The sequence below is a fragment of the Pseudoselenomonas caprae genome (assembly GCF_008271345.1).
Taxonomy (GTDB): Bacteria; Bacillota; Negativicutes; order Selenomonadales; family Selenomonadaceae; genus Selenomonas_A; species Selenomonas_A caprae.
Window position 1 is genome coordinate 1 of sequence record NZ_VTOZ01000006.1, and the last position, 23,698, is coordinate 23,698.

A 23,698-nucleotide genomic window follows, 5' to 3' on the forward strand; every position below is an offset into this window, starting at 1 on the left:
TCAAATATTTAAGAAAACCTTGTTAAAATGGGCTCATTACGCGCATGAGAAAGGACGAAGTTATGCAAATGACAAATAAGACGCGCTTGTGGCTGACGGTGTTTCTGGGCATCATGTCGGCAATGGCGCCGCTTTCGACCGATATGTACCTGCCAGCCCTGCCGACCGTGCAGACTGACTTGGGGATTTCGGCTTCGCTGGCACAGCTGACGCTGACGATGACCATCATCGGCATGGCCATCGGCCAGATCTTCACGGGGCCGCTCAGTGACCGCTATGGGCGGCGGGGGCCGCTGTTCATCGGCATGATCCTGTTCATCCTGGCAACGGCGGGCTGCGTCTGGGCGCAGGATATCCGGCTGTTCCTGCTCTGCCGCTTCCTGGCCGGCTTTGCAGGGGCCAGCGGCATCGTCATCGCGCGCGCGATTGCCCGCGATGTCTGCGAGGGCGCAGAGCTCACGCGCTTCTTTGCCCTGTTGATGATGGTGAATGGCCTGGCCCCGATCATTGCACCGGTGCTGGGCGGCCAGATCCTCCTGTTCACGAGCTGGCGCGGCGTGTTCGTGGTGCTGGTGTTCATCGGTATCTTGCAGGCGCTGGCCACGCTGGCCTACAAGGAGACTTTGCCGAAGGAGCAGCGGCTCAAGGGCCTCAGCGAATCGTTCCGCAAATACCCGCAGCTGTTGCGCGACCGCTATTTCCTTGGTCATTGCCTGCTGCAGTGTTTTGTCTTCGGCGCCTTCTTTTCGTATCTGGCCGGCTCGTCGTTTGTCTTCCAGAATATCTATCAGGTTTCGCCGCAGACCTTCAGCTTGATCTTTGGCTTCATCGGTCTCGGGCTGATGCTGGCCGGACTGCTGCCGGCACGCCTGGCAGGCCGGGTGCCTGATGAAAAGCTATTAAAGGCGGGAGTATTGCTTCCGCTGGCAGGTTCGCTTTTCCTGCTGGTGGGCTTCGTGCTGGATGCGCCCATTGGCTATACGGTGGCGGTACTGTTTGTCACGGTCGTGCCGCTTTCTGTCATGGGCTCGGCGAGCTTTTCGCTGGCGCTCTCAAGGCAGGGGCAGAATGCCGGCAGTGCCAGTGCTCTCGTGGGCTTCTTCTCGATGATCCTCGGCGCTTGCATGATGCCGGTGGTCGGCATCATGGGCGACCATACGGCCATCCCGATGAGCCTCCTCATGGTGGCTGGCTACGGGCTCGGCGTCCTGTGCTTCTACACGATGATTGTGCCAGAGCATAAATAAGAAAGAAAAAAGAGGTGTGACAAAATGCTTCCGCATTTGTCACACCTCTTTGCCATCTGCAAGGGGCTTATTTTTATTTTCCGCCCTTTCTCCACGGGCATACGCCGTCCTTGCAGCCATCATCACTTTGCTGATAATTGCTGCCAGTGGGCGTATCGCTCGCTGCGGCCATGGCCGGAACTGCTGCCGCCATAACCAGCAACGCCAGCAGCAGGGCACAGAATTTCTGCTTCATACGCATACCTCCTATATCCTGATTCAAGCATCTGCAGCAGGCTTAGCTGCCGGTGCCTTGATACCCAGATGCAGGGCCTTTTGCGGACAGGCTTCCACACATTGGCCGCACATGATGCACTCCGGGGAATGGAGCTGCGCCACCGGGTCGATGTCCATGGGGCAGCTCTTGTGGCACCGGCCGCAGGACACACAGCGCGTTTTGTCCAGATGCAGCCGGCAGATGCTGATGGCGTTCAGCAGGCCGTAGGCTGCTCCTAGCGGACATAGCATCTTGCAGAAGAACCGGCTGATGAACAGGCAGCCAATGACCACAGCGGCCAGGATAATGGCTTTCCAGACAAACAGCCCGCCGGCGGCCTGCCGGTATTCTGGATGTGTCAGCAGCAGCGGTACAGCAGCCTCCAGTGTACCTGCCGGGCAGATGTACTCGCAAAAGGCCGGCGCTCCGATGCCATTGATCATGAGGAGCAGCACGGGCAATAGCAGGACAAAGACCACCAGCAGCAGGTATTTCACATAGCGCAGCGGCGGAAACAAGCGCCGTTTCGGCACGGGCAGCTTGCTCAGCAGGTCCTGCAGCAGGCCGAAGGGACAGAGAAAGCCACAGGCCAGTCGTCCCCAGAGCACGCCCAGCAGCAGCAGGAAACCGCCAGCATAAAAGCTGAAACCATAGCCGGCTGTCCCGCCGGCGGCCTGCAGGGCGCCTAGCGGGCAGGATAAGGTGGCTGCCGGGCAGGAGTAACAATTAAGTCCTGGCGCACACAGATTCTTGGCACTGCCCTTGTAGAGCTTGCCGGAGGTGAGATTCAGCAATTCCTGATTGGTGATCACGGCTGCCAGCAGCTGCACGAAGCGGCGGTTGAAGGAACGGGTGATATCCATCGTCTCACCCCAATCCGATACATTCCATGCAAACGCGCACGGCCTTATGGAAAATGATACGGGCCTCACCGCGCCACAGTCCCCACAGTATGCAGCCGGCCGCCAGAGCCAGCAGCAGGCTGCGGAGCTGGGCAAGCCGGGTCATTTGAGATACCCCTTGACCTGCTGTTTGTACTTAGCGACATCGGCACCGATGACCTTTTCCCCGATGATGTTGCCATCAGAATCCACAAAGATGGTCGTGGGGACGGCGTCGATGCTTTCCAGATACTTCAGCAGATTGTCGTCCGGCAGGATATTCACAAAGCTGGCATTGGCATCCTTCAAGATCTTGACAGCAGCTGCCGTTGTTTCTTTATCGCTGGGGCCGATGGCATCGCATACGAGGCCGATGATCTGCGCATCCTGCGGCATTTCCCGGGCCCATTTCCCCAGTTCCGGCATCTCTTCGATGCAGGGCGGGCAGAAGGTGCCCCAGATATTCACGACAGTGATTTTCTTCCCTTTGAAAATATCCTGCGTGACAGGATTACCAGCTACATCTACCGTCTGGAATGCCGGGAACTTATTGCTATTTGCCGTTTCCTGGGCAGGTTTGCCAGTTTCTGCCGAACAGCCTGTGGCCAGGAAAATGGCCGAAAAAGCTACCATTGACATCAATAGGGCCTTGAACAGTTTGTGCATACCGATTCCTCCTCTTTCTTACCAGCAAGATCCTCTCATCCTGAAAAATACCTTCTATCCATTATTATCGACGAAAAAATTTTTTCCTTAAAAAAAACAGGCAGCCAACAAGCCTTGCGGTGCCGGCTGCCTGAGCAGATCGATCAGCTGTCTGTTCTTTATATCCCGCAACTGCGAAAAGTGTGTAGGGGAATATAAAGTTTTTTCAGTACGTTATCCTTTTTCTGCCTTGCCTAGGATATTTCAGGAAAGAGAACCAGCAGGAGCTGGGGATTCGAGCTTGCCTTTGAGGTCGTGGTCGGTCATGGCGCAGACCGAAGAGTCGGACCAGACGTTTTCTGCCGTCTCGATCATGTCGATGATCGTGTAGATGGGCAGGATGACACCCATAAGGCCAATCGGTGCTCCGATGGAGCTCATGAGCGAGAGCGTCAGGAAGTAGCAGCCCATCGGCACACCTGCGTTGCCGACAGCCGCGAGGACGGCGATGAAGAGCCAGGAGACCATCGTGCCGAGCGTGAGCTCGATGCCGGCATTCTGCATGACGAACAGGGAGGTCACGAGGATGAAGGCCGCGCAGCCATTCATATTGATGGTCGTGCAGATCGGCAGGACGAAGCGTGATACGCGCGTATCCGCCTGGAGATTCTGTTCAGCGGAAGCCAGCGTCACGGGCAAGGTGCCGGCCGAGCTTTTGGTGAACAGGGCGACGGCTATCGCCGGGCTCATCTTCTTGAAGACGTCGATGGGGTTCAGGCCGCGCAGCAGCAGGAACAGCGGCAGCACGACGAAGAACTGGATGGCGTTGCCGCCGAGGACGACGGCAACGTATTTGCCAAGGGCGCCGACGATGACACCTGCCTGGATCTGGGCGGCGAGCTGGCCGGAGAAGGCCAGGATGCCGGCAGGCAGGGCCCAGAGAATCGCCTTGATCAGCGTGAACAGCAATTCCTGTATTCCGTAGAGCCCTTTGATCAGGACGGCGCGGTTCTCAGTCTGGGGCATAAAGGCCAGGGCCAAACCCACGGACGCCGCGATGATCATGACCGAGAGGACATTGCCGGCCAGGAAGGGCTGCAGGATATTGTTCGGGATGACCGAGAGGATATGGTCATAGTAGGAAAGGGAGCCGACCTTGTCGAGGGGGACGGCGGCTGTGCCGGCGCCGACTACTTCGGCGGGCAGGTTGCCCGGGGCGATCCAGAGGTAGAGCGCGAGGCCGACTGCGGCGGCGGAAAAGGTCGTCAGCAGGGTATAAGTCACTGCATGGGCGAAGATCGTCTTGGTTTCCCGCTTGCCGCCGAGGGCCGAGAGCGTCGTGATGACGGCAAGTGCGATGGTCGGCACGGCAATGAACTGGAACAGCCGCGTGAAGACCGTGGCGATGAAATCAAACAGTTCATTCAAAGGAGCCAGCCCGAGGGAGCCGAGGATGCCACCGAGGATCAGCGCACCGAACCAGAGGATCATCTGCTGGCGGCTGGCGCCGGGATTGTGCTGGCGCAAAGCCTCTTCGCGGGCCTGGTCGACCCGGTTATGTTGTTCGTTTGCCATAAGGATACCTTCTTTCCTGCATTGATGATTGATAAATCATACATGTTTAATATGTTTACATTATATCCGCCAGCAAGGCATATGTCAATATGAATTGTAAAAATAATAGTTGTGTGGACGGGAAGTGTATAAGAAAAACTTATACATTTTATAAGTATAAAAGAATAGTGCGCTTTTTTTTGCAATGGTACAATAAAATTGATATAATAGAAATCTATCATTTTAGGAGGTGCGAGAAATGGGATTATTTGATAATTTGAAGGTAGCTTACAAGCTGATGCTTATCGTGGCGGTCGCTGCGATTGCCATGCTGGGTATCAGCTTTACGGGGTATCGTTCCCTGAGCAATGCTGACCATGCGATGAACAGCATGTACCAGCATGAGATGAAGGGGGTGCAGCATTTGGGAACTGCTGTCGAGTACAGCCGTGTCATGATGGTCAAGACGCTGCAGATGATAACACTCCACGACAATGCCGACCGCTTGAAGACGGTGTCGAAGCAGCAGAAGGAAGCTGCGGACAACGTTGAGAAGGCTCTGGCTGAGTACAAGGAAACCGTCAAGGGCATGCCGATCGAGGATACCAGCGAGATCGATGCGCAGTGGGCGAACTACAAGAAGGTCATGACGCATGTCATCGAGCTGTCGAATCAGGGCAAGGCGGCCGACGCCTTGGCTTATTATGAGAAAGAAGGCTCGCCGGCAACGCGCGGCCTGCGCGATGCTTTCCATGGCCAGCAGCAGCGCGTCAACGAGCAGGCGGAGGCCAGAGAGCAGGCCAGCCGCGATGCGAACAGCAGTGCCTTGATGCTCATCATGATCGTCACGCTGGTCGCACTGGTGGTGCAGGCCGGCGGCAGCCTGATGACGGCGCGTAATATCACGTCGGCCCTCGATTCGATGCGCGCAGTCTGCGAGAAGCTCCGCGATGGTGATTTCCGCGGCTCGGCGATGGCTCTGGACCGTGGCGATGAGTTCGGTCATCTCTCCGGTGTCCTGGCTGACATGCAGCATAAGCTGGCTGCTTATATGAAGGGTGTCTATAAGTCCATCCAGGATATCAGCGACTCCTCGGGCAACCTCAAGGAGGCTTCGCTGCAGTCGGCCCAGGCTTCGGTGCAGTCGGCTGAGGCTGTTGGCGAGGCAGCGCATATCGTCATCGAGCAGGAGGAGAAGCTCAAGGCCAGCCAGGAACTGCTGGACAAGGTGAATGCTTCCATCCAGACGATGCGCGCCCATGCTGGCGAGGTATCGGAAAACTCCCTGACGGCTGCTGGTGAGGCAGCACAGGGCAACAAGGCACTGGCTGACTCGGTGCGTGAGATCCGCGATGTCGAGTCCACGGTCAGCAGCACGGCTGAGATGGTCAGCCGTCTGGGCAGCCGCTCGGGCGAAATCGGGGCTATCGTCGATACAATCTCGGAGATTGCCAGCCAGACGAACCTGCTGGCACTCAATGCCGCCATCGAGGCAGCGCGTGCTGGTGAGCAGGGCCGCGGCTTCTCCGTCGTAGCGGAGGAGGTCCGCAAGCTGGCTGAGCAGTCCGAAGAGGCAGCCCAGAAGATTGCCGGCCTTATCAATGCGATGCAGCAGGATACGGCTGAGGCTGTCGATTCGATGAAGCAGGGCTGCGACGCTGTCGTCACCGGTGCGAAGTCGGTCGAGGAGCTGCAGGCAGTATTCGAGCGCATCCATGATCTCGTGCAGTCCGGTGCGGCCAAGACCAAGGAAATGGATGCGGCCATCCGTCAGGTCAATGCGGATGCGCAGAACATCTCCGATTCGGTGGCGGAAATCAACGCCAAGGGCCGTGAGATTTCGGAGCATATGGAGTCGGTTTCGGCAGCTACCGAGGAGCAGTCCGCTTCGTCGGAGGAAATCGCCTCGGCCAGCGACACGCTTTCGCATATGGCTGCAGAGCAGAAACAGGCACTTAAGCAGTTTAATTTTTAATCATAAATGAAAAACGAGCATGATCGCATAGCGATTGTGCTCGTTTTTCATTAGCGGTACGGGAGGTTTTTTGCTTATTTTATCAAATAAGGCACTTCTTTTAACACCAAGGCATTTTTAGGGCAGACAAAAGAGCAGACATCACAGTACCAGCAATCATCTCGATGTTTCATATACGGGACGCCATTATCGTCTTTAGCCAGCACATCCCTGGGGCAATAATTGACACAGATTCCACAATGTACGCATTTCCCGGGGTCTATTTTTATCCACTGATAATCATTTTTCTTATTGATACTCATGCGATTGCTCCTCCGTTTGGTACAATTCGTTTAGGCGTTTGCATTCCCTCGCGCTTCACTTTTTCGTTAATCCAGGGATCAAGTACACCATTTTGGGGATGTTCATAGCCATGACCGATATCAAGGTGTAATGACGGATACTCATATTCTAAACGCGCATGGAATCGCCATCTTGGTGCGGGAACTTTTTCTTTATGGAGCTCCATTTCCCCCGATTGCTGATTTTTACGGACAACTACCCATTTATCATCCCATTCTTTATCCCGTTTCGGATAGGAAAGACGATAATGGCATAATCCCCATCGGCTTTCTGTACGGTAAAGGGATGCTTTCGCAGCCATTTCTGCACAATCCAGGATACTTTTGACTTCTGTAACCTTGATCAGATCATGGTAATCATCTACTTTGATACGAGGAATATCTTCTTGGCGAATCCGCTTGATCCACCAGAGAAGTTTTTTCATCAAAGGATCGCTCTTTGGCGGTGTAAGATACTGACTGATACGAGAACGGATTTTGAATTCTACTTCCTCTACGGTAAGCCCTTCTGCGCGTTGTAATGGGGCAACTATTTCAGCAACAACCTGCTTTATGTCAACATCTGTTGCTGGTGCTGGATTCTTTTTGGCGTATTCTACTGCCTTTTCGCCGGCAATACTGCCAAAAACGAAGGCTCCAGTTAAATACTGATGGGGAACAGCGGCACAATCTCCAGCGGCATAAAGACCCGGCACGGTAGTTTCGGTATCCTTATTGACTTTTATGCCAGACATACTATGTCCACTGCAAAGCGTAATTTCTTCCATACCTTGCTCTACAGAGTCCCATTTACGATAATTTTCGCCACGTGCTTTATGGAATAGTCCTCGCGAAGTACGCTCTGTTCCCCAAAGGACTTTTTCCAAGCCTTCGACCGTTTCTTCTGGCAGATGATCCATTTTGAGGAATACTGGTCCTCTGCCTTCCTGCAGTTCACGCCAAACGGCTAAGAACATATCTCCAGACCAATACCCATGAGACCAATAACGATCTCCTTCCGCATTGACGCCATATCCGCCACGTGGGATAACAACATAACCGCAAGCCGGACCATTGAAATCTTTCATCAGTAAGTTTGTCTGGAAACATTCCAAATTGATGAGTTCTGCACCAGCATGGTAGGCCATGGCAAATCCTTCGCCCGTATTGCCTGGAAATTCATAGATTCCGCTAAGATAGCCGTCTCGCGGCAAGCCGAATTTTCCAACGGCTCCAGCTGTCAGGATAACCGTAGGTGTTTTGATGAAATAGAATTTTCCTGTGCGGATATTGAAAGCCAGGATTGCGGATACACGTCCTTTTTTTGTGAAGAGACGGACTGCTGGGGTGAAGTCAAGAACCGTGGTTCCCAAATTGCGCACCCTCTTGGCCAAAGCACGTTTGATGTCTTCTCCATCCATTGCCAGATAAAGGGGATGGTCTACTGGATGCAGATAGCTCGTTTTATAGTTTCCGTTCTCATCGATAGGGAATAGATCTCCCGGTTCCCGGCCGGTGTAATCTTCTAAGTCTTTGACCACCTGAATGCTATTCTTGCCTAAAACATAGGCTGTTTCCTGATCAAGGATACCCTCGGTAACTTTGGTCAACGCCTCGACCACATCTTCGGGCGTTGAATAGCCAGGAGATGCCATGATATTCAACGCATCCATACCTCTTCCGATAGCACCGGAAGTTTCAATCGGGCCTTTATCCAGAACTACCACTTCGGCTTCGGGATTCTTTTCTTTGGCCTTGATTGCCGCAATAGTGCCAGCACTGCCACCACCTAAGATAACAACATCCGCTTTCAGTTCATGTATAGCCATAGGGCCCTCCTATTTTAAATATAATATTCAACTGCATACTCATTCACTAAAGAAAACTCTTTATATACTTTGTCCCGATAAAAATTGAAATCCGGGCCGGTTCTGTGTCGTGGTTTGCCCACAGGGATTTCTACTATAGAGTGGACTTTTCCAGGATTTGGTGTCATGATGACTACCTTATCGCCTAGAAAGATAGCTTCATCGATGTCATGGGTAACAAAAACGATGGTTGGCCGTTTAGCCTGCCATATTTTTACAAGCTCTGACTGGAGTTCCATTCTGGTAAAAGCATCTAAGGCACCGAAGGGTTCATCCATCAGGAGGATGTCTGGCTGCTGTACCAAAGCTCTGGCAATGGCTACACGCTGACGCATGCCTCCGGACAGTTGATGAATGTAAGCATCGGCAAATTTTTCCAAATGCACAAGTTTTAAATATTCCTGTGCTTTTTCTTCGCGATCCTTGCGGGAAACATGGGCAAGTTCCAAGGGAAATGCAACATTTTCCCGGACCGTCCGCCAGGGAAGCAGGGCATAATCCTGAAAAACTACAGCCCGTTCTCGGCCTGGACCATTGACTTTTGTTCCATCAATCTCTAGCGTGCCTTCATCAGGTCTTTCCAAGCCGGATAATATTTTTAGCAGAGTGCTCTTGCCGCAGCCCGATGGTCCCAAGAGGCAAACGAATTCATGGCTGGCTATATGGAGATCCACATGGCGGATGGCATGAACATTTTTATCTGGTAAATGGTATGTCCTGGTCACATTGGTTATATCAATGCTCATGATTATCCCTCCAAACGCCAACGCAACAGGTATTTTTCCACTCGCTGGATAAAAGTAAAGCAGAGGATTCCCATTACGCCAATGGTAATCATTCCAACAATCGTCTCGGAATATGCCATTAATGTGTAGGAAGTCCAAGTGTAGTAGCCGATTCCATATTTGCCAGAAATCATCTCTGCTGCAATTACGCTCATCCAGGAAATGCCGACACCTACGGAAAAACCCGTCAGGATATTGGGAATTGCATCGGGCAAATAGATTTTCGTTAGCATCTGCCACTTCGTTGCCCCCATGCTTCTGGCAGCTAGAATATAGGAAGGATTTACCTCGCGAATACCAGCTATGGTGTTAACCAATATGGGGAAAAAGGCTCCTAAAAAAGTGATGAATATAATGCTGCCCTCAACTGAGGGAAATAGCAAAATAGCTACCGGAATCCAAGAAATTTGAGGGATTGGACGCAGTGAATCAAGTATTGGCAAGATAAAATCCTCAGCCCATGCTGTTCTGCCAATCAGTATCCCCAATAATACGGCCAACGGCAATGCCAATGTACTGCCAATGAAAATGCGCACAAAACTCGCTGCAATATGATAATAAAAAGTTGTTTCGCCTAATGCCTTAATCAAGGTTTTTCCGACATCCACCGGTGAGGGCAGATTTCCAAACATTAACGGCACCATGACATTGTTTGTTACCAATGCGTGCCAAATGGCCAAAAATATAAGAAAGGCGGTGGTTTTTCTTATCCATCTTATTCCGCTGTTCATTGGTATGCGCCTCACTTCAATGGCAACCATTCGCCTTGTAGTTCCTGATCCGAAGGATATTCTTTCTTCAGTTCGCTGAATGCTTTTTTCAGATAGGAGTCATCCACGAACTTATCGAGATCGATCTCTTTGAGTTTATCAATCTTTTTCAGGAAATCACGGCTGCCTGCCAACGTATTGATATCTTTGCGATAAATGACCGAATCGAATCGTACGTTCTTGACGATTGCTTTTGTTACCTCCAATGGATACTGTGTTTCCTCTGCGAAAATCTGTGCAGCTTCCTCTGGATTCTGGCGGATAAATTCATGAGCTTCAAGCAGAGCTTTTAAGAAAGCCACCGTGTATTCCGGATTCGCTTCAACCCATTTACGATCTGCTACAACGCCATCAAGATAGTCTACGCCTGTATCACTGCCATCCAGCAATACTTTGCCTGTTTTTTTGCTAAGAATCAAAGAGGGATATGGTTCCCAAGTAGCATGAGCATCTATTTTATCCTGCTCAATATTAGTCATGCCAACGGTTACATCCTGATTGACAATATTCACCTGATCCGTAATCCCACGTTTGTCCAGGGCTTCTAACAGCATACGGTGTGCGCTAGAGCCTAACGGCGTAGATACTGTTTTCCCTTTGAGATCATCAATCGTCAGCGTACTGTTTTCTGGAGCCATGATCGCTTGATTATGGCCTGATTTTCCTTTGCCATCGAAGGCAAGAAATACCGATTGATAATTTTTGGCTTTTTGGCCTTGTTCGCCATTGATTAGAATGGGCATGTCGCCCATTAAGGCAATCTGAAGCTTTCCTGCTACCATGTTATTGGTAAGTGGCGGGCCAGATGGAGAATTAGACCATTCTATTTCAAAATCCTTATCAGGAGCAGCCGCTTTCAAATGTTTTTCAAAAAGATGTTTATTTTTTACAATGAGAACACCCCAGGTTTGTGCGGTTGGAATTTGATATCCAATGCCAATAGTTACCTTATCTTGTCCACTGTTGGCAGCTGTGGTTTGGGCAATATCATCTTTTCCGCAACCTGTAACGAAAAGACTGAGTATTAAAGTTAAAATTGCCAAAAGATTCCATCTTTTTCTCATAATACATGCACTCCTTTTTAGCAGTATAAATGTATATATAAAAAAGGCTGAGCAAATAAAATGCCCAGCCTTTATGTTGTCATAATCAGCTATTCAAAGAATCTATGTCGTTGTCGTTGAAGCAATAAACAAAAATCTCTCTATCAAGTAATCTTGTTTATTCATATAATTTTTATATGAATAATATACTAAATTAAAATATGGTTTTTGTCAATAGCTTTTTTATGAATTTTATTTTTTTTGTATACTAGCACCGGGGCCGTCACTGGCGACGGCTACTTTTGTTTCCGCGAAGGTGCGCATGCCGTTCAGCATATGCATGGCCGCTTCGGTGATGCCAAGGCCGAGGCTGGCGATGATGCCGCCGGGCAATGTGATGCCGGTCTGCAGCATTGCTGGCTGGACATGCAGGATATAGGGGCGCACAGCGGGGCATAAGAGCTCGGTGTAGCGTGCGATGATTTCTGTGGCTTCGTCGTCTAGCAGGATAAAGCTGCTGTTATGCGCGGCGGCGATTATCGCACCGATTATGGCGCTGACTGCAGGCTGATATGTTTCCGGTGTTTGCTGCAGGAACTCGTCAGCAGCGTAGCGCAGGCTGCCGTCTTCCTTGAGCAGCGCGGCGCGCAGCTCGCTGGCAGCCGTACCGAAGGGCGCATCCTCGTCGATCTCGGTCAGCGACAGGCCGAGCAGCGGATAGGACAGGGAGAGGAGCTCGGCGTGCTCACGGCCGAAGTCAAAGGCCGCGGTGGGCGGCAGGCCATCGCGCAGATGGGCCAGGGTGACTTCGGCACCGGCATGGGTGGCAAAGGCAGCAGTGAGCTGCGACTGCAGCGGGCTCGTGTGCCGGCCGGTGAAGACCAGCAAGGCCCTGTCCATGCCGCATTCGGGCAGTTCGTCGCCAATGATGCCGGCGAGCTCGACGGCAATCTGCTCAAGGTAGCCGAGGCTGTAGATGGGCTTGGCGAGGTTGTCGATGCGCTGCTGGCAGAGCTCCATCGCGTCCCGGTCGAGATCCTGCATCGTGCGCAGGTAGAAGTCGAAGGTCTTATCCGTGATCTTCGGGGCTGCATGGCGCATGTATTCCTGATGGAACGGTGTCTCGATCGGGTCCTGGGGCAGCTTGTCGAGTACATCCCAAGCCGTGAGCACGGCGTCGAGCATGGTGGCCGCCAGGCTTGAGCCGCAGGCTTCGCCGAGCTTGAGGTCGAGGTCCATGAGCGGCTCCAGTCCGAGCTTCTTGAGACTGTGGACATGGGATTTTTCTGCGCCTTGATGGGAGGCGAGCAGGTAGTCCACACAGTCGGGCGCAAGTGCCTGGGCGATGAGCGCGGCGGCTGCGGTGTTGGCACCGTCGAGGATGACGGTGCGCTGGCGGGCGGCTGCGCCGAGGATCATCCCGGCGATAGCGCCGAGCTCGAAGCCGCCGACTTTCGCGAGGATATCGAGGCCGTCATGCGGCTGGGGCTGGTTGAGGGCCAGCGCCTGTTCGATGATTCTTGTTTTTTTCTGCAGGCGTTCGTCGGAGATATTCGTGCCGCGCCCGGCGACGTCGGGCGCGGCCAGGCCGCAGCAGACGGCCGTGATGGCTGCACTGGCCGTGGTATTGGCGATGCCCATCTCGCCGGGCAGCAGGCAATCGAAGCCTTCGTCGATGACCTGATTGGCAATGTCGATGCCCGTCTCGATGGCCTGACGGGCCTGCTCGCGCGTCATCGCCGGCCCCTGGGCCATGTTGGCTGTGCCGCTGGCGATGCGGGCGTCGATAAGATCGGGGATGTCGCTGGTGTCAGCGGCGATGCCCATATCGACCACGAGGAGCTCGGCCCCGCAGTAGTCGGCAAAGGCGTTGGCGGCTCCGCCGCGGCTGATGAGGTAGTTGCGCGTCATCTGCACGGTCGTTTCGGCCGGATAGGCACTGACCCCCTCGGCGGCGACCCCGTGGTCGGCGCAGGCGATGATCGTGCATTTCTCGGGGGCCTGGGGATGGCGCTCTCCGGTTATGGCCAGATAGCGCAGCAGCAGGCTGCGCAGGCGGCCCAGGGCGGTATCGTCTCCCTCGAGCACCTGTTGGAGGCGGGTGGCGGCGGCGCTGGCGGTCTCATGGCTGGCCGGGCGGATGATGGCGATGGTTTGTTCAAGCAGGCTCATCCGATCTGTGCCTCCTTTGGTACTTGTTTGAGCGATAAGCCGATGCGGTTGCGCTTCTCATCGATGCTGATGACCATGACGTTTATGACATCGCCGATGGAGAGCACATCGAGCGGATGCTTGACGCGTTTCTTGGACAGCTCGGAGATATGGATGAGGCCGTCCTGATGCAGGCCGATATCGACAAAGGCGCCGAAGTCTGTGATGTTGCGCACGGTGCCGCGCATGATGGTGCCCGGCTGGATGTCGGAGAGCTTGACGATGGCCTGCCGCGTCAGCGGGGCCGGCAGATCCTCGCGCGGATCGCGGCCTGGCTTGACAAGGGCCGCGAGGATATCCTTGACCGTCGGCTCGCCGGCGTCGAGTTCCTTGGCGAGCTTGGCACAGTCGACGAGCTTGCTCTTGGCGGCGAGCAGGGCGAGCTGGTCTTTGTCGCCCAGGTCGCTCAGGGCAAAGCCGAGCTTGGCCAGGATGGCCTCGGCGAGCTGGTAGGACTCGGGATGGACCGGCGTGTTGTCAAGGGGGGACTTGCCGCTGGCGATGCGCAGGAAGCCGGCGCACTGCGTGAAGGCCGCAGGGCCGAGACGTGGCACCTTGAGCAGCTGGCGGCGGGTGCCAAAGCTGCCGTTTTCGTTGCGGTAGGCGACGATGTTCTTGGCAATCGTCGCGTTGATGCCAGCGATGTGCTTCAAGAGGGCGGCCGAAGCTGTATTGAGATCGACGCCGACATGGTTGACGGCACTTTCGATGGTCGCATCCAGGGTATGGGAGAGCTCCTTCTGGTTGACATCGTGCTGGTACTGGCCGACTCCGATGGCCTTCGGGTCGATCTTGACGAGCTCTGCGAGGGGGTCCTGCACGCGGCGGGCGATCGATACCGCACCGCGGATGACGACGTCGTATTCGGGCAGCTCTTCCTTGGCCAGTGCCGAAGCTGAGTATACCGAAGCGCCGGCTTCGTTGGCGATGATATAGTGGACATCGCGGAGAGCATTTTCGCGGATGAGCTCTGCGGTGAACTGCTCCGTCTCATAGGAGGCGGTGCCATTGCCGATGGAAATCAGCGTGACGTGGTGCTTCCGGATGGAGGTGAGCACGGTCTGGGCTGCGGCGGCCTTGGCGCGGTCGCTCTGGGTGATCTGCAGCACACCGTAGTCGAGCACCTGTCCCGTGGCGTCGACGACGGCCATCTTGCAGCCGTTGCGGTAGCCAGGATCGAGGCCCATGACCGTGTGTCCGGCAAGGGGGGCCTGCAGCAGGAGCTGGCGCAGGTTCGCGCCGAAGACCTTGATGGCTTGGGCTTCGGCTGCTTCGGTGAGCTGGCTGCGGATCTCGCGCTCGAGGGCGGGCAGCAGCAGGCGCTTGTAGCCGTCGGCGATGGCCGCTTGCAGGCATTCCTCCCAGATGGAAGGCTGGCGGTGGATGCTGTCATAGATGCGGCGGCAGTTCTCCTCGTGGCTGGTTTCGAGCTTGACCTTGAGGGCGCCCTTCTTCTCGCCGCGGTTGATGGCGAGGATGCGGTGGGAGGGCAAAGTATGTACAGGCTCGCGGTACTCGGCGTACATCTCGAGCACCTGCTTGTCCTCTTCAGCGGCATCGTCGGCAAGGCTGGTCGTCAGGACGGCCATGTTCCAGAGCCGGGTGCGCATCTTCTTGCGCAGGGCCGCATCTTCCATCGTGGTTTCGGCGACGATATCCATGGCGCCAGCCAGTGCGGCGTCCGCTGTCTCGATGCCCTTGGCGGCGTCGATGAACTTGGCAGCCTCAGCGAGGGCAGTGCCCTTGGCCTGGGCCTGCAGCATCATGGCATTCGCGAGGGGCTCGAGGCCTGCCTCGCGGGCAATCTGGGCGCGCGTGCGTTTTTTCTGCTTGTAGGGCAGGTAAAGGTCCTCGAGGTCCTGCAGCTTCGTGGTCTTCTCGATGGCCGTGCGCAGCTCGTCCGTGAGCTTGCCCTGCTCCTCGATCTTGCCGAGGATCTCCTCCTGGCGCTTGACGAGGTTGCGCAGATAGGCAAGGCGCTCTTCGAGCACGCGCAGCTGCTCGTCTTCGAGTGAGCCCGTGGCTTCCTTGCGGTAGCGGGCGATGAAGGGCACCGTGTTGCCGTCATCGAGCAGCTCGATGGCCGCCGTGACCTGTTTCGGGCGGACGTTCAATTCTTTCGCGATGACCGCGCTGATATCGTTTGTAAGCATAGCGTAACTACCAACTTTCTGTCGTAATGTCTTCATTATAACACAAATAACGTGGCGGCCGATGGCAGGTTTTTGGCAGGGCGATGTCGAATTAAAGAGCAAACACCGAGAGGATAGTCTATGCGGCCAATGAGGTGGAGCTATGAAAACGATAAGGATGATTTTGGCTGCTGTCCTGGCCGGGCTGTTCAGCCTGCTGGCCGTGGATGCATCCCTGGCAGCAGCCAAGGGAAAATTGCTATTTGTCCCCTACGATAACTGCGCGCTGGCAGATCAGGCGGCGGTGGAGCGCCTCCGCGCCCGCGGCTATGAAGTCCTGCTGCCACCGGCTGAGCTCCTGAGCGATGGCGCTGCTTGTCCGGGGCAGCCGGATAAGCTCTGGGCCTGGGTGCGGGCAAACATCGGCACCGCCGATGCCGCGATGGTGTCTGCCGATGCCCTGCTCTACGGCGGCCTGGTACCGTCGCGCCGCCATGAGCTGCCAGAGCCCTTGCTGGCGGCGCGCGTAGCGCAGTTTGCCGTGCTGCACCAGAAGTATCCGGACATCCGGTTCTATGTGTTCGGGTCCCTCATGCGGACGTCGGAGGATGCTGCGGCAGGCCGCGGCGGTCCCGACTACTATCTGGAGTACGGGGATGATATCGTTGCGGCTACGGCGCTGGTGGACAAGCAGGAGACCCAGGGGCTGACCCGGGCCGAGCAGGCCGAGCTCAGCCGGCACATGAATGCCGTTCCGCCGGATGTCTGGCAGGACTGGCAGGCGCGCCGCGACAAGAATCTGTCGATGAACCGCTGCCTGATCGACTATACGCGCAAGGGGGTAGTGCGCCATTTCGTCATCGGGCAGGATGATACGGCACCACTGTCGCAGACCCAGCGCGAAGGACGTATCCTCACGGCCTATGCCCAGGGATTGCCAGCGGGGAAATTCCAGCTGCTGGCGGGTGATGCGCCGGTGGATGCGGTGCTCGTATGCCGGGCCGTCCAGGATCTTGCCGGCAGCAAGCCGGCCAGATGCCTATGCTTGCCGGCTGTTTCCATTACTGAATTTTATCGTGACAATACTTTTGAAACATGATAAAATAACTCCAAAGTCAGGGAGACTTATTCATAGGGATTTATACGTACATATTGTGAACATGGAGGGATTGCGATGAAGAAGATGAGGAAGAGCATCAACTGGAATCATGACTATGTTTGCTATGAGCGCAAGGTACAGACGCGGCGGGCCGAATGGCTGATGCGTCGTGCGGCCGCAGTAGAGACTGGTCAGGTTGAGCGCAAGAAGACGAAAGTTGCATAAAACACAAGGGAGCTGCGGCGCGCGGCTCTCTTTTCTTTTGCCTGGATATTGACAAGGCGTGCGGAGATAAGATAGAATAAATACAAATAGATAATCATTATTTGTTAGTTCGTGAGCAAGAAAGGATTTTGTCATGAAGGCGATGCTCAAACCCCAGGAAGTGACGGCGCTGCTCCGCGAGCGCGGCTTCAAGGTCACACCCCAGCGGCTGGCTGTCTATCGGGCGCTTTCGCATACCACGGCGCATCCGAATGCCGAGATGCTCTACCGGGAGCTGCAGCCTTACTATCCGACGATGAGCCTGGCGACGGTCTATAAGGCCTTGGCGATCCTCTGCGAGGTCGGGCTGGCGCAGGAGCTCAATGTGGGCGAGGATGCTTTCCGCTATGATGCCAATACGGCGGCCCATCCGCATGTGCGTTGCACCTGCTGCGGCCGCGTCGACGATATCATGGGGGATCTGGATGCGGCAGGCGTCGAGCAGCAGGCGGCTGCTGCGACGGGCTATGACATCACGGCGCATCAGCTGTACTTCTTCGGACTCTGCCCTGCCTGCCAGAATGCGAAGAAACACTGATCGGTGATGGATTTTCCCTTGCATCCACTGTTTCTGCGTGATATAATATTCCAGTACTGGACGTACTGACGTCTGGTTCCAAGTCAAAAACTTGACTGGCTTTACCCCGACGGGGAGCTAGGTCTAAACCAAGCTTGCGCATAGCTTGCTTGTATCAATTCCCAGTTTCTTGGGGTGAAAGCGAGGTGTAATAATGAAACAGGGTATTCATCCGGAATACTTCGAGGCTAAGGTAACTTGCGGCTGCGGCAACACGTTCACGACGGGTTCCACGGTTCAGGAGCTTCGCGTCGATGTCTGCTCCAAATGCCATCCGTTCTTTACGGGTCGTCAGCGTGACGTACAGGCAGGCGGTCGTATCGAGAAGTTCAACAAGCGTCTGGCCAAGAAATAATCGCACGAACGGTAAAGCAGAGCAGAGCAATCTGTTCTGCTTTCTTTTATTATGCGGCTACTATGAGGCAATTCATAATATTGAAATAATCGGTATTCCCGAAAAAAGGAGGAAGTACCATTGAGTGATAGATTGATGGTTGGCGGCCAGGCCGTCATCGAAGGAGTCATGATGCGCGGGCCCAAGCTGACGGCGACGGCTGTGCGCGACCCGAATGGTAGGATACAGGTGGATGTGAATCCCGTCCATTCGATCACGGAGCGGTTCCCCATCTTGAAGCGTCCTATGCTGCGCGGTTCGGTAGCGCTTATCGAGTCGCTGGTCATCGGCATGAAGTCGCTGTCCTATTCGGCCCAGATGGCCGGCGATGAGGACGAGAAGCTCTCGGACCGGGAGATGGCAGGTACTATCGTGTTCGCGCTGGTGCTGGCGAGCATCCTGTTCATCGCCATTCCGACCGGGGCGGCAAAATTTTTCCATGACATCACCAGCGACCCGTTTTGCCTGAATCTGCTCGAAGGGTTCCTGCGGCTGGCGATTTTCCTGCTGTATATCTGGGGGATTTCGCGTATGAAGGATATCCGCCGTGTGTTCCAGTATCATGGGGCTGAGCATAAGACCATCCATTGCTACGAGGCAGGGCTGCCGCTGACGGTGGAGAATGTGCAGCAGTTTTCGCGGCTGCACCCGCGCTGCGGGACGAATTTCCTGCTGATTGTCATGCTCGTGTCGATTTTCGTGTTTGCGTTTTTGGGCTGGCCGTCGCTTATTGAGCGCATCGCGAGCCGCATCCTGCTGCTGCCAGTGGTCGCAGGCATCTCGTATGAGCTCATCCGGCTGGCCGGCCGCAGCCAGAATGCCATCATCCAGACGGCCATCAAGCCGGGCCTGTGGCTGCAATATCTGACGACGCGGCCGCCGGAGGATGATATGGTCGAGGTGGCCATCGAGTCGTTGAAGGCCGTGCTGCCTGCCGAAGAGATCATGGCGGGGACCGGCGAATATATCAGAGTAGAGGGAGAATGTTGTGCTGAGTAAACTTCAGGCTGTTGAGGACAAATATTTGGAGCTCGAGTCGCTGATCAGCGATCCTGACACCATCCAGGACATCGACCGCTGGCAGCGATACAGCAAGGAACACGCGAGCCTGACACCGGTCGTCGAGAAGTTCCGCGAATACAAGCGCGTGGTCACAGGCATCGCTGAGGACAAGGCGATGTTTGACGAGCCCCTTGACGATGAGATGCGCAAGATGGTCGAGGAGGAACTGGCGGAGCTCACGGCCCAGAAGGAAGTCCTGGATCAGGAGCTGCCCATCCTGCTACTGCCGAAGGACCCGAACGATGACAAGAATGTCATCGTCGAGATCCGCGGCGGTGTTGGCGGGGAGGAAGCGGCCTTGTTTGCCGGCGACCTGTTCCGCATGTATTCGCGCTACGCGGAGAAGCAGGGCTGGCGCACGGAGCTCATCGATGCGAATGCGACCGAGATCGGCGGTTTCAAGGAAGTCTCGTTCATGGTGACGGGCTTTGGGGCGTACAGCCGTCTCAAGTATGAGAGCGGCACCCATCGCGTGCAGCGCGTGCCGGTCACGGAGTCGGGAGGGCGCATCCATACCTCGGCGGTCACGGTGGCTGTGCTGCCCGAGGTCGAGGATGTCGAAATCGACATCAACCCGAATGACCTGCGCATCGATACCTACTGCGCTTCCGGGGCAGGCGGCCAGTACGTAAACCGTACGGAGACGGCCATCCGCATCACCCATCTGCCGACGGGCATCGTCGTCCAGTGCCAGGATGAGAAGTCCCAGCTCAAGAACAAGGAGAAGGCGATGAAGGTGCTGCGCGCGCGCATCCTCGACCAGGCACGCCAGCAGCAGGAGGATGCCGTGGCCGCTGACCGCCGCAGCCAGGTGGGGTCGGGCGACCGCAGCGAGCGCATCCGTACATATAATTTTCCGCAGGGCCGCGTGACCGATCATCGCATCGGCCTGACCCTGCATAAAATCGATGCCGTGCTCGGCGGTGAGCTGGATGAGATATTGAATGCGCTCATCACGGCGGATCAGGCTGAGCGGCTGAAACAGGTGAAGTAATGGCAGACAGCAATCAGATATGGACCATTGGCAGAATCCTCAAATGGACGGAGCAGTACTTTGAGCAGAAGGGCGTGGAATCTCCGCGCCTCGATGCGGAGGTACTGCTTTCCCATCTGCTGGACAAGCAGCGCATCTATCTCTACGTGCATTTCGATGAGCCGCTGCAGGCAGAGGAACTGGCCGCGTATCGCGAGATGGTGAAGCAGCGTGTGAATCATGTGCCGGTGGCGTACATCATCGGCGAGCGCGAATTCATGGGGCTGACGTTCAAGGTGACGCCGGATACGCTCGTCCCGCGCCCGGATACGGAGATACTGGTGCAGGCGGCCGTCGAGCGGCTCAAGGCTATGCCGGCAGGCGAGGTGCGCTTTGCCGACATCGGTACCGGGACAGGCGCAGTCTGCCTGTCGGTGCTGAACTTCACGCCGCTGGCCAAGGCGGATACCGTCGACATCAGCCCTGCGGCGCGGGCCGTGGCTGAAGAGAATGCCGCAGCCCTCGGGCTGGCAGACCGCATCGTCTTCCATACGGGCGACCTGCTGGCCCCCATCAAGGAAAACAGCTATGCGGCGATTCTGTCCAACCCGCCCTATATCCCCGAGGCAGACATTGCGGGGCTGGCTCCGGAGGTCCGCTGCAAGGAGCCGCTGACGGCCCTGTCTGGCGGTACGGATGGGCTGGATTTCTACCGCCGTCTCTGCCAAGAGGCACCGGCGATGCTCGTGGACGGCGGATTCATGGCCTTCGAGGTCGGCATCCATCAGGCACAGGATGTCGCGGCTCTGGCCGCAGCGAACCCGCTGATCGGCAGGACAGAGATCATCAAGGACTACGCCGGCATCGAGCGCGTGGTCGTAGCATGGAGACAAGCGGAATAAGGAGCGCCCATCCCTGGAGCGGGACGAGCGCCGGCTTGGTAAGCGAGGTGTGGCATTTTGGATACGAGAATTGTGAAGATAGAAGATGTGAAGGCGCAGAAGGCCACTTTGCAGCAGGCAGGCGAAATCCTGCGGCAGGGCGGTCTTGTGGCCTTCCCGACGGAGACGGTCTACGGGCTCGGCGCCAATGGCCTTGACGGTGATGCCTGTGGGCGGATTTATGATGCCAAGGGGCGTCCGTCGGATAATCCGCTGATCCTGCATGTGGCGAACCGTTCGATGGTCGATCAGGTCGCCGTGCAGGTGACGCCACTGGCGGAGAAGCTGCTCGCGGCCTTCTGCCCCGGGCCTATCACGCTGATCTTGAAGCGCCGCGCCCTCGTACCGGACCGCATCACCGGCGGCCTTGACACGGTAGGCGTCCGCATGCCCGAAAACGATGTTGCCCGGGCGATGATAAAGGAGGCTGGCGTGCCGGTCGCTGCGCCCTCGGCCAACATCTCAGGCCGGCCCAGCCCGACGACTGCTGCGGCCGTGGCCCGCGATATGGATGGGCGGATCCCGCTGATCCTCGATGGCGGCGCCTGCCGCTTCGGTGTCGAATCGACAATCGTTGATTGCACGGGCAGCAAGGCCGTCATCCTGCGCCCTGGCGCGGTGACGCGCGAGATGCTCGCCGAGCTTATCGGCGAGGAGGCTGTCGCTCTCGACCCTGCGCTTGTCGGGGCAGACGCAGTGCCCAAGGCGCCGGGCATGAAGTATACGCATTATGCGCCCAAGGCTCCGCTGACTCTTATCGAGGGCATGCCGACGCGCATGGCCCGCGCCTTCCAGCGGGAAATCGGGCGCCTGCAGGCCGAGGGCCATACGGTGGGGGTCATCGCGAGCCACGAGGTCCTGCAGGAGCTTTATGATCTGGTGCCGGCAGATCTCATGGCCGACTATGGTCATCAGCAGGATTTGCCGGCCATTGCGGCCAATATCTATGAAGCTTTACGCAGCTTTGATGATAAACCAGCCGATGTCCTGCTTGGCGAAGGTACGACGGAAGACGGGCTGGGACTTGCCATAATGAACCGGCTGCACAAGGCCAGCGGTTTCCGTACGCTTATGGCATGATGCGATTTTTAGGAGGAGAGCAGGAACAGCCCTCCTTTTTGTCGTATATAAAAAATGGAAGAGAGTAAATGGGATTCTGGGAAAGGAGCCTGACGATGGGGAAAATCAAATATATAATCGTTGCGATACTGGTCCTGGCTGTAGCTAGTGGCGGCGGCTATCTAATGGCTATCCACTATCATCAGACGCGGGAGATTGTGCAGGCCGAGAAAGATAAGCAGGAGGCAGCAAAGGAGGCAGCCCGCCAGGAAAAGGAAGCCAAGGAGGCCGCGCTGCGGGAGAAGGCGCGCAAGAAGCAGGAACTTCTCGATAAGCGGCTGGGCCGTGCCGAGGAGCCGGATCAGGTCATCCGCGGGCTGACGGCCGATATGGAGATCTCCCAGGGGGAGGATGGTGCGACGTATTATCGCTATGCAGACCCGACGGAGGATGGTATCTTCTTCCAGCCCTATCTGGTGCGGGGCGCAGACGGCGTAGCTGTCCTGCATGTCATCCTGCGTCATCGCGGCCACCGGCCGATGGGCTTTCAGGGGGTAGACCTCCAGCCGACGGCTGATGCGATCTATCATATCCGGGCTCAGGTGCCTGTCGCGACGACCCAGACGGAAAGCGGCATCATGGAATGGTGCGACCAGCCCGTCGATGCGGAGACCGGCAAGGCCATGCGTGAGATCAGCGATGTGCTGGCGGCAAAGATCACGATGCCTGGCGTCGAGGGCGGCTCGAACGACGACCGCATGCTGACGGCGACCGAGGCGAAACGCATCCGGAACATCCTGGAGCTGGCTGACCGCCTGAACGGCAAAGAGTAAATGCGTGCAGCAGAAAGGAAGCAGCAGTTATGGAGTTATTTCCACCACTTGTGGCTGGTGTATTGATTGTATTGATCGGCGTGCTGAGCGTGGTATCGCTGGTCGGTGTGGCGTATAACTGGTCGGTCATCATCAGCGGCCGTAAGCAGTTCAACAAGATCGCCGAACTGGAAAAAGAGGTGGCAGCCCTCAAGCAGGATGTCAAGGTGCTCAAGGCGCGCTTGTCCGCTGAGGCGACGGCAGCGCAGGCCGAGGCCGAAGCCAAAGAAGCGGAACAGGCGCTGGAGCAGGAGGCTATCCTGGCTGAGAAGCAGAAGGAAGTCTGGCATGCGTTCCTCGCAGACTACAACAATCTGGCGGCCAGCATGGATGTGCCCAAGGCGCAGCAGGCCTGCGAGGCCTTCGTCAAGACCAATGAGCTGGAGGTCTTCGTCTGCACCGACCATGCGGCGCAGGAGAATGGGCAGGCCATGCCGCAGTTCGCGGCCGTCGAGGATATCGCCCAGAGCACCTATTGGGCGTGGCCGGTTCCTGAGGCTGTCGGGGCCTATATCGTCGTGCCGAATCCCCTGCATCCGTATGATCAGCAGCTGCATAACGAGGGTGGCATGAAGGAGACCTTCGCCTCGAATTACGAGCAAGGAGAGTGCCGGGAAATACAGGTCCGCCTGCCGGCGAAATTCCAGAAGCGCAACGGGCAATGGAAGATCATCCAGCCTGGCGTTATCCGCATCAAATGAAGAATAGCGGAATAGAAAGGGAGCCAGTGCAATCTATCGCTAGATTGCACTGGCTCCTTTTTTGCCTAT

General features: G+C 56.1%; 24 protein-coding genes. 12 read left to right on the top strand and 12 right to left on the bottom strand.

The genetic code is table 11. The features are described 5' to 3' along the window. Window positions 1-62 precede the first annotated feature (62 nt). Window positions 63-1,247, top strand: coding sequence for a multidrug effflux MFS transporter (locus tag FZ041_RS03960; protein WP_149188599.1), 1,185 nt, complete (start codon window positions 63-65; stop codon window positions 1,245-1,247). A gap of 73 nt (window positions 1,248-1,320) precedes the next feature. On the opposite strand, the gene FZ041_RS14415 is transcribed toward FZ041_RS03960, so the two are convergent. From FZ041_RS14415 to FZ041_RS03980, 5 genes are all read right to left on the bottom strand, one after another. Continuing rightward, window positions 1,321-1,482, bottom strand: coding sequence for a hypothetical protein (locus tag FZ041_RS14415; protein WP_187626301.1), 162 nt, complete (start codon window positions 1,480-1,482; stop codon window positions 1,321-1,323). A 23-nt stretch (window positions 1,483-1,505) separates the two neighbouring features. Next, complete coding sequence (locus tag FZ041_RS03965) at window positions 1,506-2,366, bottom strand: 4Fe-4S binding protein (RefSeq protein ID WP_149188600.1); 861 nt, start codon at window positions 2,364-2,366, stop codon at window positions 1,506-1,508. 4 nt (window positions 2,367-2,370) lie between these two features. Next, the gene (locus tag FZ041_RS03970; protein ID WP_149188601.1) at window positions 2,371-2,511 is read right to left on the bottom strand and encodes a CD1871A family CXXC motif-containing protein; all 141 of its coding nucleotides are present in this window, start codon (window positions 2,509-2,511) and stop codon (window positions 2,371-2,373) included. Then, window positions 2,508-3,050 carry a TlpA family protein disulfide reductase gene (locus FZ041_RS03975; RefSeq protein ID WP_149188602.1) on the bottom strand — a complete coding sequence of 181 codons (543 nt, stop codon included), beginning with the start codon at window positions 3,048-3,050 and terminating at the stop codon, window positions 2,508-2,510. Before FZ041_RS03975 ends, FZ041_RS03970 begins: the two co-directional genes overlap by 4 nt. Window positions 3,051-3,293: 243 nt before the next feature. Then, window positions 3,294-4,604, bottom strand: a complete 1,311-nt coding sequence (locus tag FZ041_RS03980; RefSeq protein WP_149188603.1) for a dicarboxylate/amino acid:cation symporter — start codon at window positions 4,602-4,604, stop codon at window positions 3,294-3,296. 238 nt (window positions 4,605-4,842) lie between these two features. Here FZ041_RS03980 and FZ041_RS03985 point away from each other — a divergent pair, with 238 nt between their 5' ends. Beyond that, a complete protein-coding gene (locus FZ041_RS03985; protein ID WP_149188604.1) occupies window positions 4,843-6,558 on the top strand; it encodes a methyl-accepting chemotaxis protein in 1,716 nt (571 codons plus the stop codon). A 74-nt stretch (window positions 6,559-6,632) separates the two neighbouring features. On the opposite strand, the gene FZ041_RS03990 is transcribed toward FZ041_RS03985, so the two are convergent. From FZ041_RS03990 to FZ041_RS04020, 7 genes are all read right to left on the bottom strand, one after another. Continuing rightward, entirely contained in the window at window positions 6,633-6,860 is a 228-nt protein-coding gene (locus tag FZ041_RS03990) for a 4Fe-4S dicluster domain-containing protein (RefSeq protein ID WP_149188605.1), read from the bottom strand. Beyond that, window positions 6,857-8,707: a fumarate reductase/succinate dehydrogenase flavoprotein subunit gene (locus tag FZ041_RS03995; protein ID WP_149188606.1), complete on the bottom strand. Its 1,851-nt coding sequence runs from the start codon at window positions 8,705-8,707 to the stop codon at window positions 6,857-6,859. Before FZ041_RS03995 ends, FZ041_RS03990 begins: the two co-directional genes overlap by 4 nt. A 14-nt stretch (window positions 8,708-8,721) precedes the next feature. Next, window positions 8,722-9,492, bottom strand: a complete 771-nt coding sequence (locus FZ041_RS04000; RefSeq protein WP_149188607.1) for an ABC transporter ATP-binding protein — start codon at window positions 9,490-9,492, stop codon at window positions 8,722-8,724. 2 nt (window positions 9,493-9,494) lie between these two features. Further along, complete coding sequence (locus FZ041_RS04005) at window positions 9,495-10,292, bottom strand: ABC transporter permease (protein WP_222931132.1); 798 nt, start codon at window positions 10,290-10,292, stop codon at window positions 9,495-9,497. Beyond that, window positions 10,274-11,365 carry an ABC transporter substrate-binding protein gene (locus tag FZ041_RS04010; RefSeq protein WP_149188608.1) on the bottom strand — a complete coding sequence of 364 codons (1,092 nt, stop codon included), beginning with the start codon at window positions 11,363-11,365 and terminating at the stop codon, window positions 10,274-10,276. Before FZ041_RS04010 ends, FZ041_RS04005 begins: the two co-directional genes overlap by 19 nt. A 231-nt stretch (window positions 11,366-11,596) precedes the next feature. Then, window positions 11,597-13,516, bottom strand: coding sequence for a nicotinate-nucleotide--dimethylbenzimidazole phosphoribosyltransferase (gene cobT / locus FZ041_RS04015; protein WP_149188609.1), 1,920 nt, complete (start codon window positions 13,514-13,516; stop codon window positions 11,597-11,599). Continuing rightward, window positions 13,513-15,708 (bottom strand): Tex family protein, encoded by a 2,196-nt coding sequence (locus tag FZ041_RS04020; protein WP_149188610.1) that lies wholly within the window; start codon window positions 15,706-15,708, stop codon window positions 13,513-13,515. The genes cobT and FZ041_RS04020 overlap by 4 nt, the downstream gene beginning before the upstream one ends. 142 nt (window positions 15,709-15,850) lie before the next feature. Here FZ041_RS04020 and FZ041_RS04025 point away from each other — a divergent pair, with 142 nt between their 5' ends. The 10 genes from FZ041_RS04025 (at window position 15,851) to FZ041_RS04065 (ending at window position 23,629) form a co-directional block, all read left to right on the top strand. Beyond that, window positions 15,851-16,786 carry a DUF4127 family protein gene (locus FZ041_RS04025; protein WP_149188611.1) on the top strand — a complete coding sequence of 312 codons (936 nt, stop codon included), beginning with the start codon at window positions 15,851-15,853 and terminating at the stop codon, window positions 16,784-16,786. A gap of 75 nt (window positions 16,787-16,861) precedes the next feature. Further along, on the top strand, window positions 16,862-17,011 hold the full coding sequence (locus tag FZ041_RS14420) for a hypothetical protein (protein ID WP_187626302.1): 150 nt from the start codon (window positions 16,862-16,864) through the stop codon (window positions 17,009-17,011). 142 nt (window positions 17,012-17,153) lie between these two features. Then, complete coding sequence (gene perR / locus FZ041_RS04030) at window positions 17,154-17,588, top strand: transcriptional regulator PerR (RefSeq protein WP_149188688.1); 435 nt, start codon at window positions 17,154-17,156, stop codon at window positions 17,586-17,588. Between the two features lie 193 nt (window positions 17,589-17,781). After that, window positions 17,782-17,982, top strand: coding sequence for a 50S ribosomal protein L31 (gene rpmE, locus FZ041_RS04035; RefSeq protein ID WP_075430831.1), 201 nt, complete (start codon window positions 17,782-17,784; stop codon window positions 17,980-17,982). A 135-nt stretch (window positions 17,983-18,117) separates the two neighbouring features. Next, window positions 18,118-19,020, top strand: a complete 903-nt coding sequence (locus tag FZ041_RS04040) for a DUF1385 domain-containing protein (RefSeq protein ID WP_149188689.1) — start codon at window positions 18,118-18,120, stop codon at window positions 19,018-19,020. Then, the gene (gene prfA / locus FZ041_RS04045; protein ID WP_075445673.1) at window positions 19,010-20,077 is read left to right on the top strand and encodes a peptide chain release factor 1; all 1,068 of its coding nucleotides are present in this window, start codon (window positions 19,010-19,012) and stop codon (window positions 20,075-20,077) included. The genes FZ041_RS04040 and prfA overlap by 11 nt, the downstream gene beginning before the upstream one ends. Continuing rightward, window positions 20,077-20,958: a peptide chain release factor N(5)-glutamine methyltransferase gene (gene prmC / locus FZ041_RS04050; RefSeq protein WP_075445672.1), complete on the top strand. Its 882-nt coding sequence runs from the start codon at window positions 20,077-20,079 to the stop codon at window positions 20,956-20,958. Before prfA ends, prmC begins: the two co-directional genes overlap by 1 nt. 57 nt (window positions 20,959-21,015) lie before the next feature. After that, window positions 21,016-22,077: an L-threonylcarbamoyladenylate synthase gene (locus FZ041_RS04055; RefSeq protein ID WP_075445671.1), complete on the top strand. Its 1,062-nt coding sequence runs from the start codon at window positions 21,016-21,018 to the stop codon at window positions 22,075-22,077. A gap of 95 nt (window positions 22,078-22,172) precedes the next feature. Next, window positions 22,173-22,889 (top strand): hypothetical protein, encoded by a 717-nt coding sequence (locus FZ041_RS04060; RefSeq protein WP_149188612.1) that lies wholly within the window; start codon window positions 22,173-22,175, stop codon window positions 22,887-22,889. A 29-nt stretch (window positions 22,890-22,918) separates the two neighbouring features. Beyond that, window positions 22,919-23,629, top strand: coding sequence for a hypothetical protein (locus FZ041_RS04065; protein ID WP_075445669.1), 711 nt, complete (start codon window positions 22,919-22,921; stop codon window positions 23,627-23,629). Window positions 23,630-23,698: the final 69 nt, after the last annotated feature.

Coding starts and splice junctions, on each gene's coding strand:
- FZ041_RS14420 (WP_187626302.1), top strand. CDS start 16,862: ATGAAGAAGATGAGGAAGAGCATCAACTGGAATCATGACTATGTTTGC.
- FZ041_RS14415 (WP_187626301.1), bottom strand. CDS start 1,482: ATGAAGCAGAAATTCTGTGCCCTGCTGCTGGCGTTGCTGGTTATGGCG.
- FZ041_RS03975 (WP_149188602.1), bottom strand. CDS start 3,050: ATGCACAAACTGTTCAAGGCCCTATTGATGTCAATGGTAGCTTTTTCG.
- FZ041_RS04005 (WP_222931132.1), bottom strand. CDS start 10,292: ATGGTTGCCATTGAAGTGAGGCGCATACCAATGAACAGCGGAATAAGA.
- FZ041_RS03980 (WP_149188603.1), bottom strand. CDS start 4,604: ATGGCAAACGAACAACATAACCGGGTCGACCAGGCCCGCGAAGAGGCT.
- FZ041_RS04040 (WP_149188689.1), top strand. CDS start 18,118: ATGGTTGGCGGCCAGGCCGTCATCGAAGGAGTCATGATGCGCGGGCCC.
- FZ041_RS03995 (WP_149188606.1), bottom strand. CDS start 8,707: ATGGCTATACATGAACTGAAAGCGGATGTTGTTATCTTAGGTGGTGGC.
- FZ041_RS04065 (WP_075445669.1), top strand. CDS start 22,919: ATGGAGTTATTTCCACCACTTGTGGCTGGTGTATTGATTGTATTGATC.
- cobT (WP_149188609.1), bottom strand. CDS start 13,516: ATGAGCCTGCTTGAACAAACCATCGCCATCATCCGCCCGGCCAGCCAT.
- FZ041_RS04000 (WP_149188607.1), bottom strand. CDS start 9,492: ATGAGCATTGATATAACCAATGTGACCAGGACATACCATTTACCAGAT.
- rpmE (WP_075430831.1), top strand. CDS start 17,782: ATGAAACAGGGTATTCATCCGGAATACTTCGAGGCTAAGGTAACTTGC.
- prmC (WP_075445672.1), top strand. CDS start 20,077: ATGGCAGACAGCAATCAGATATGGACCATTGGCAGAATCCTCAAATGG.
- FZ041_RS03970 (WP_149188601.1), bottom strand. CDS start 2,511: ATGACCCGGCTTGCCCAGCTCCGCAGCCTGCTGCTGGCTCTGGCGGCC.
- FZ041_RS03985 (WP_149188604.1), top strand. CDS start 4,843: ATGGGATTATTTGATAATTTGAAGGTAGCTTACAAGCTGATGCTTATC.
- perR (WP_149188688.1), top strand. CDS start 17,154: ATGCTCAAACCCCAGGAAGTGACGGCGCTGCTCCGCGAGCGCGGCTTC.
- FZ041_RS03965 (WP_149188600.1), bottom strand. CDS start 2,366: ATGGATATCACCCGTTCCTTCAACCGCCGCTTCGTGCAGCTGCTGGCA.
- FZ041_RS04025 (WP_149188611.1), top strand. CDS start 15,851: ATGAAAACGATAAGGATGATTTTGGCTGCTGTCCTGGCCGGGCTGTTC.
- FZ041_RS03960 (WP_149188599.1), top strand. CDS start 63: ATGCAAATGACAAATAAGACGCGCTTGTGGCTGACGGTGTTTCTGGGC.
- FZ041_RS04060 (WP_149188612.1), top strand. CDS start 22,173: ATGGGGAAAATCAAATATATAATCGTTGCGATACTGGTCCTGGCTGTA.
- FZ041_RS04020 (WP_149188610.1), bottom strand. CDS start 15,708: ATGCTTACAAACGATATCAGCGCGGTCATCGCGAAAGAATTGAACGTC.
- FZ041_RS03990 (WP_149188605.1), bottom strand. CDS start 6,860: ATGAGTATCAATAAGAAAAATGATTATCAGTGGATAAAAATAGACCCC.
- FZ041_RS04010 (WP_149188608.1), bottom strand. CDS start 11,365: ATGAGAAAAAGATGGAATCTTTTGGCAATTTTAACTTTAATACTCAGT.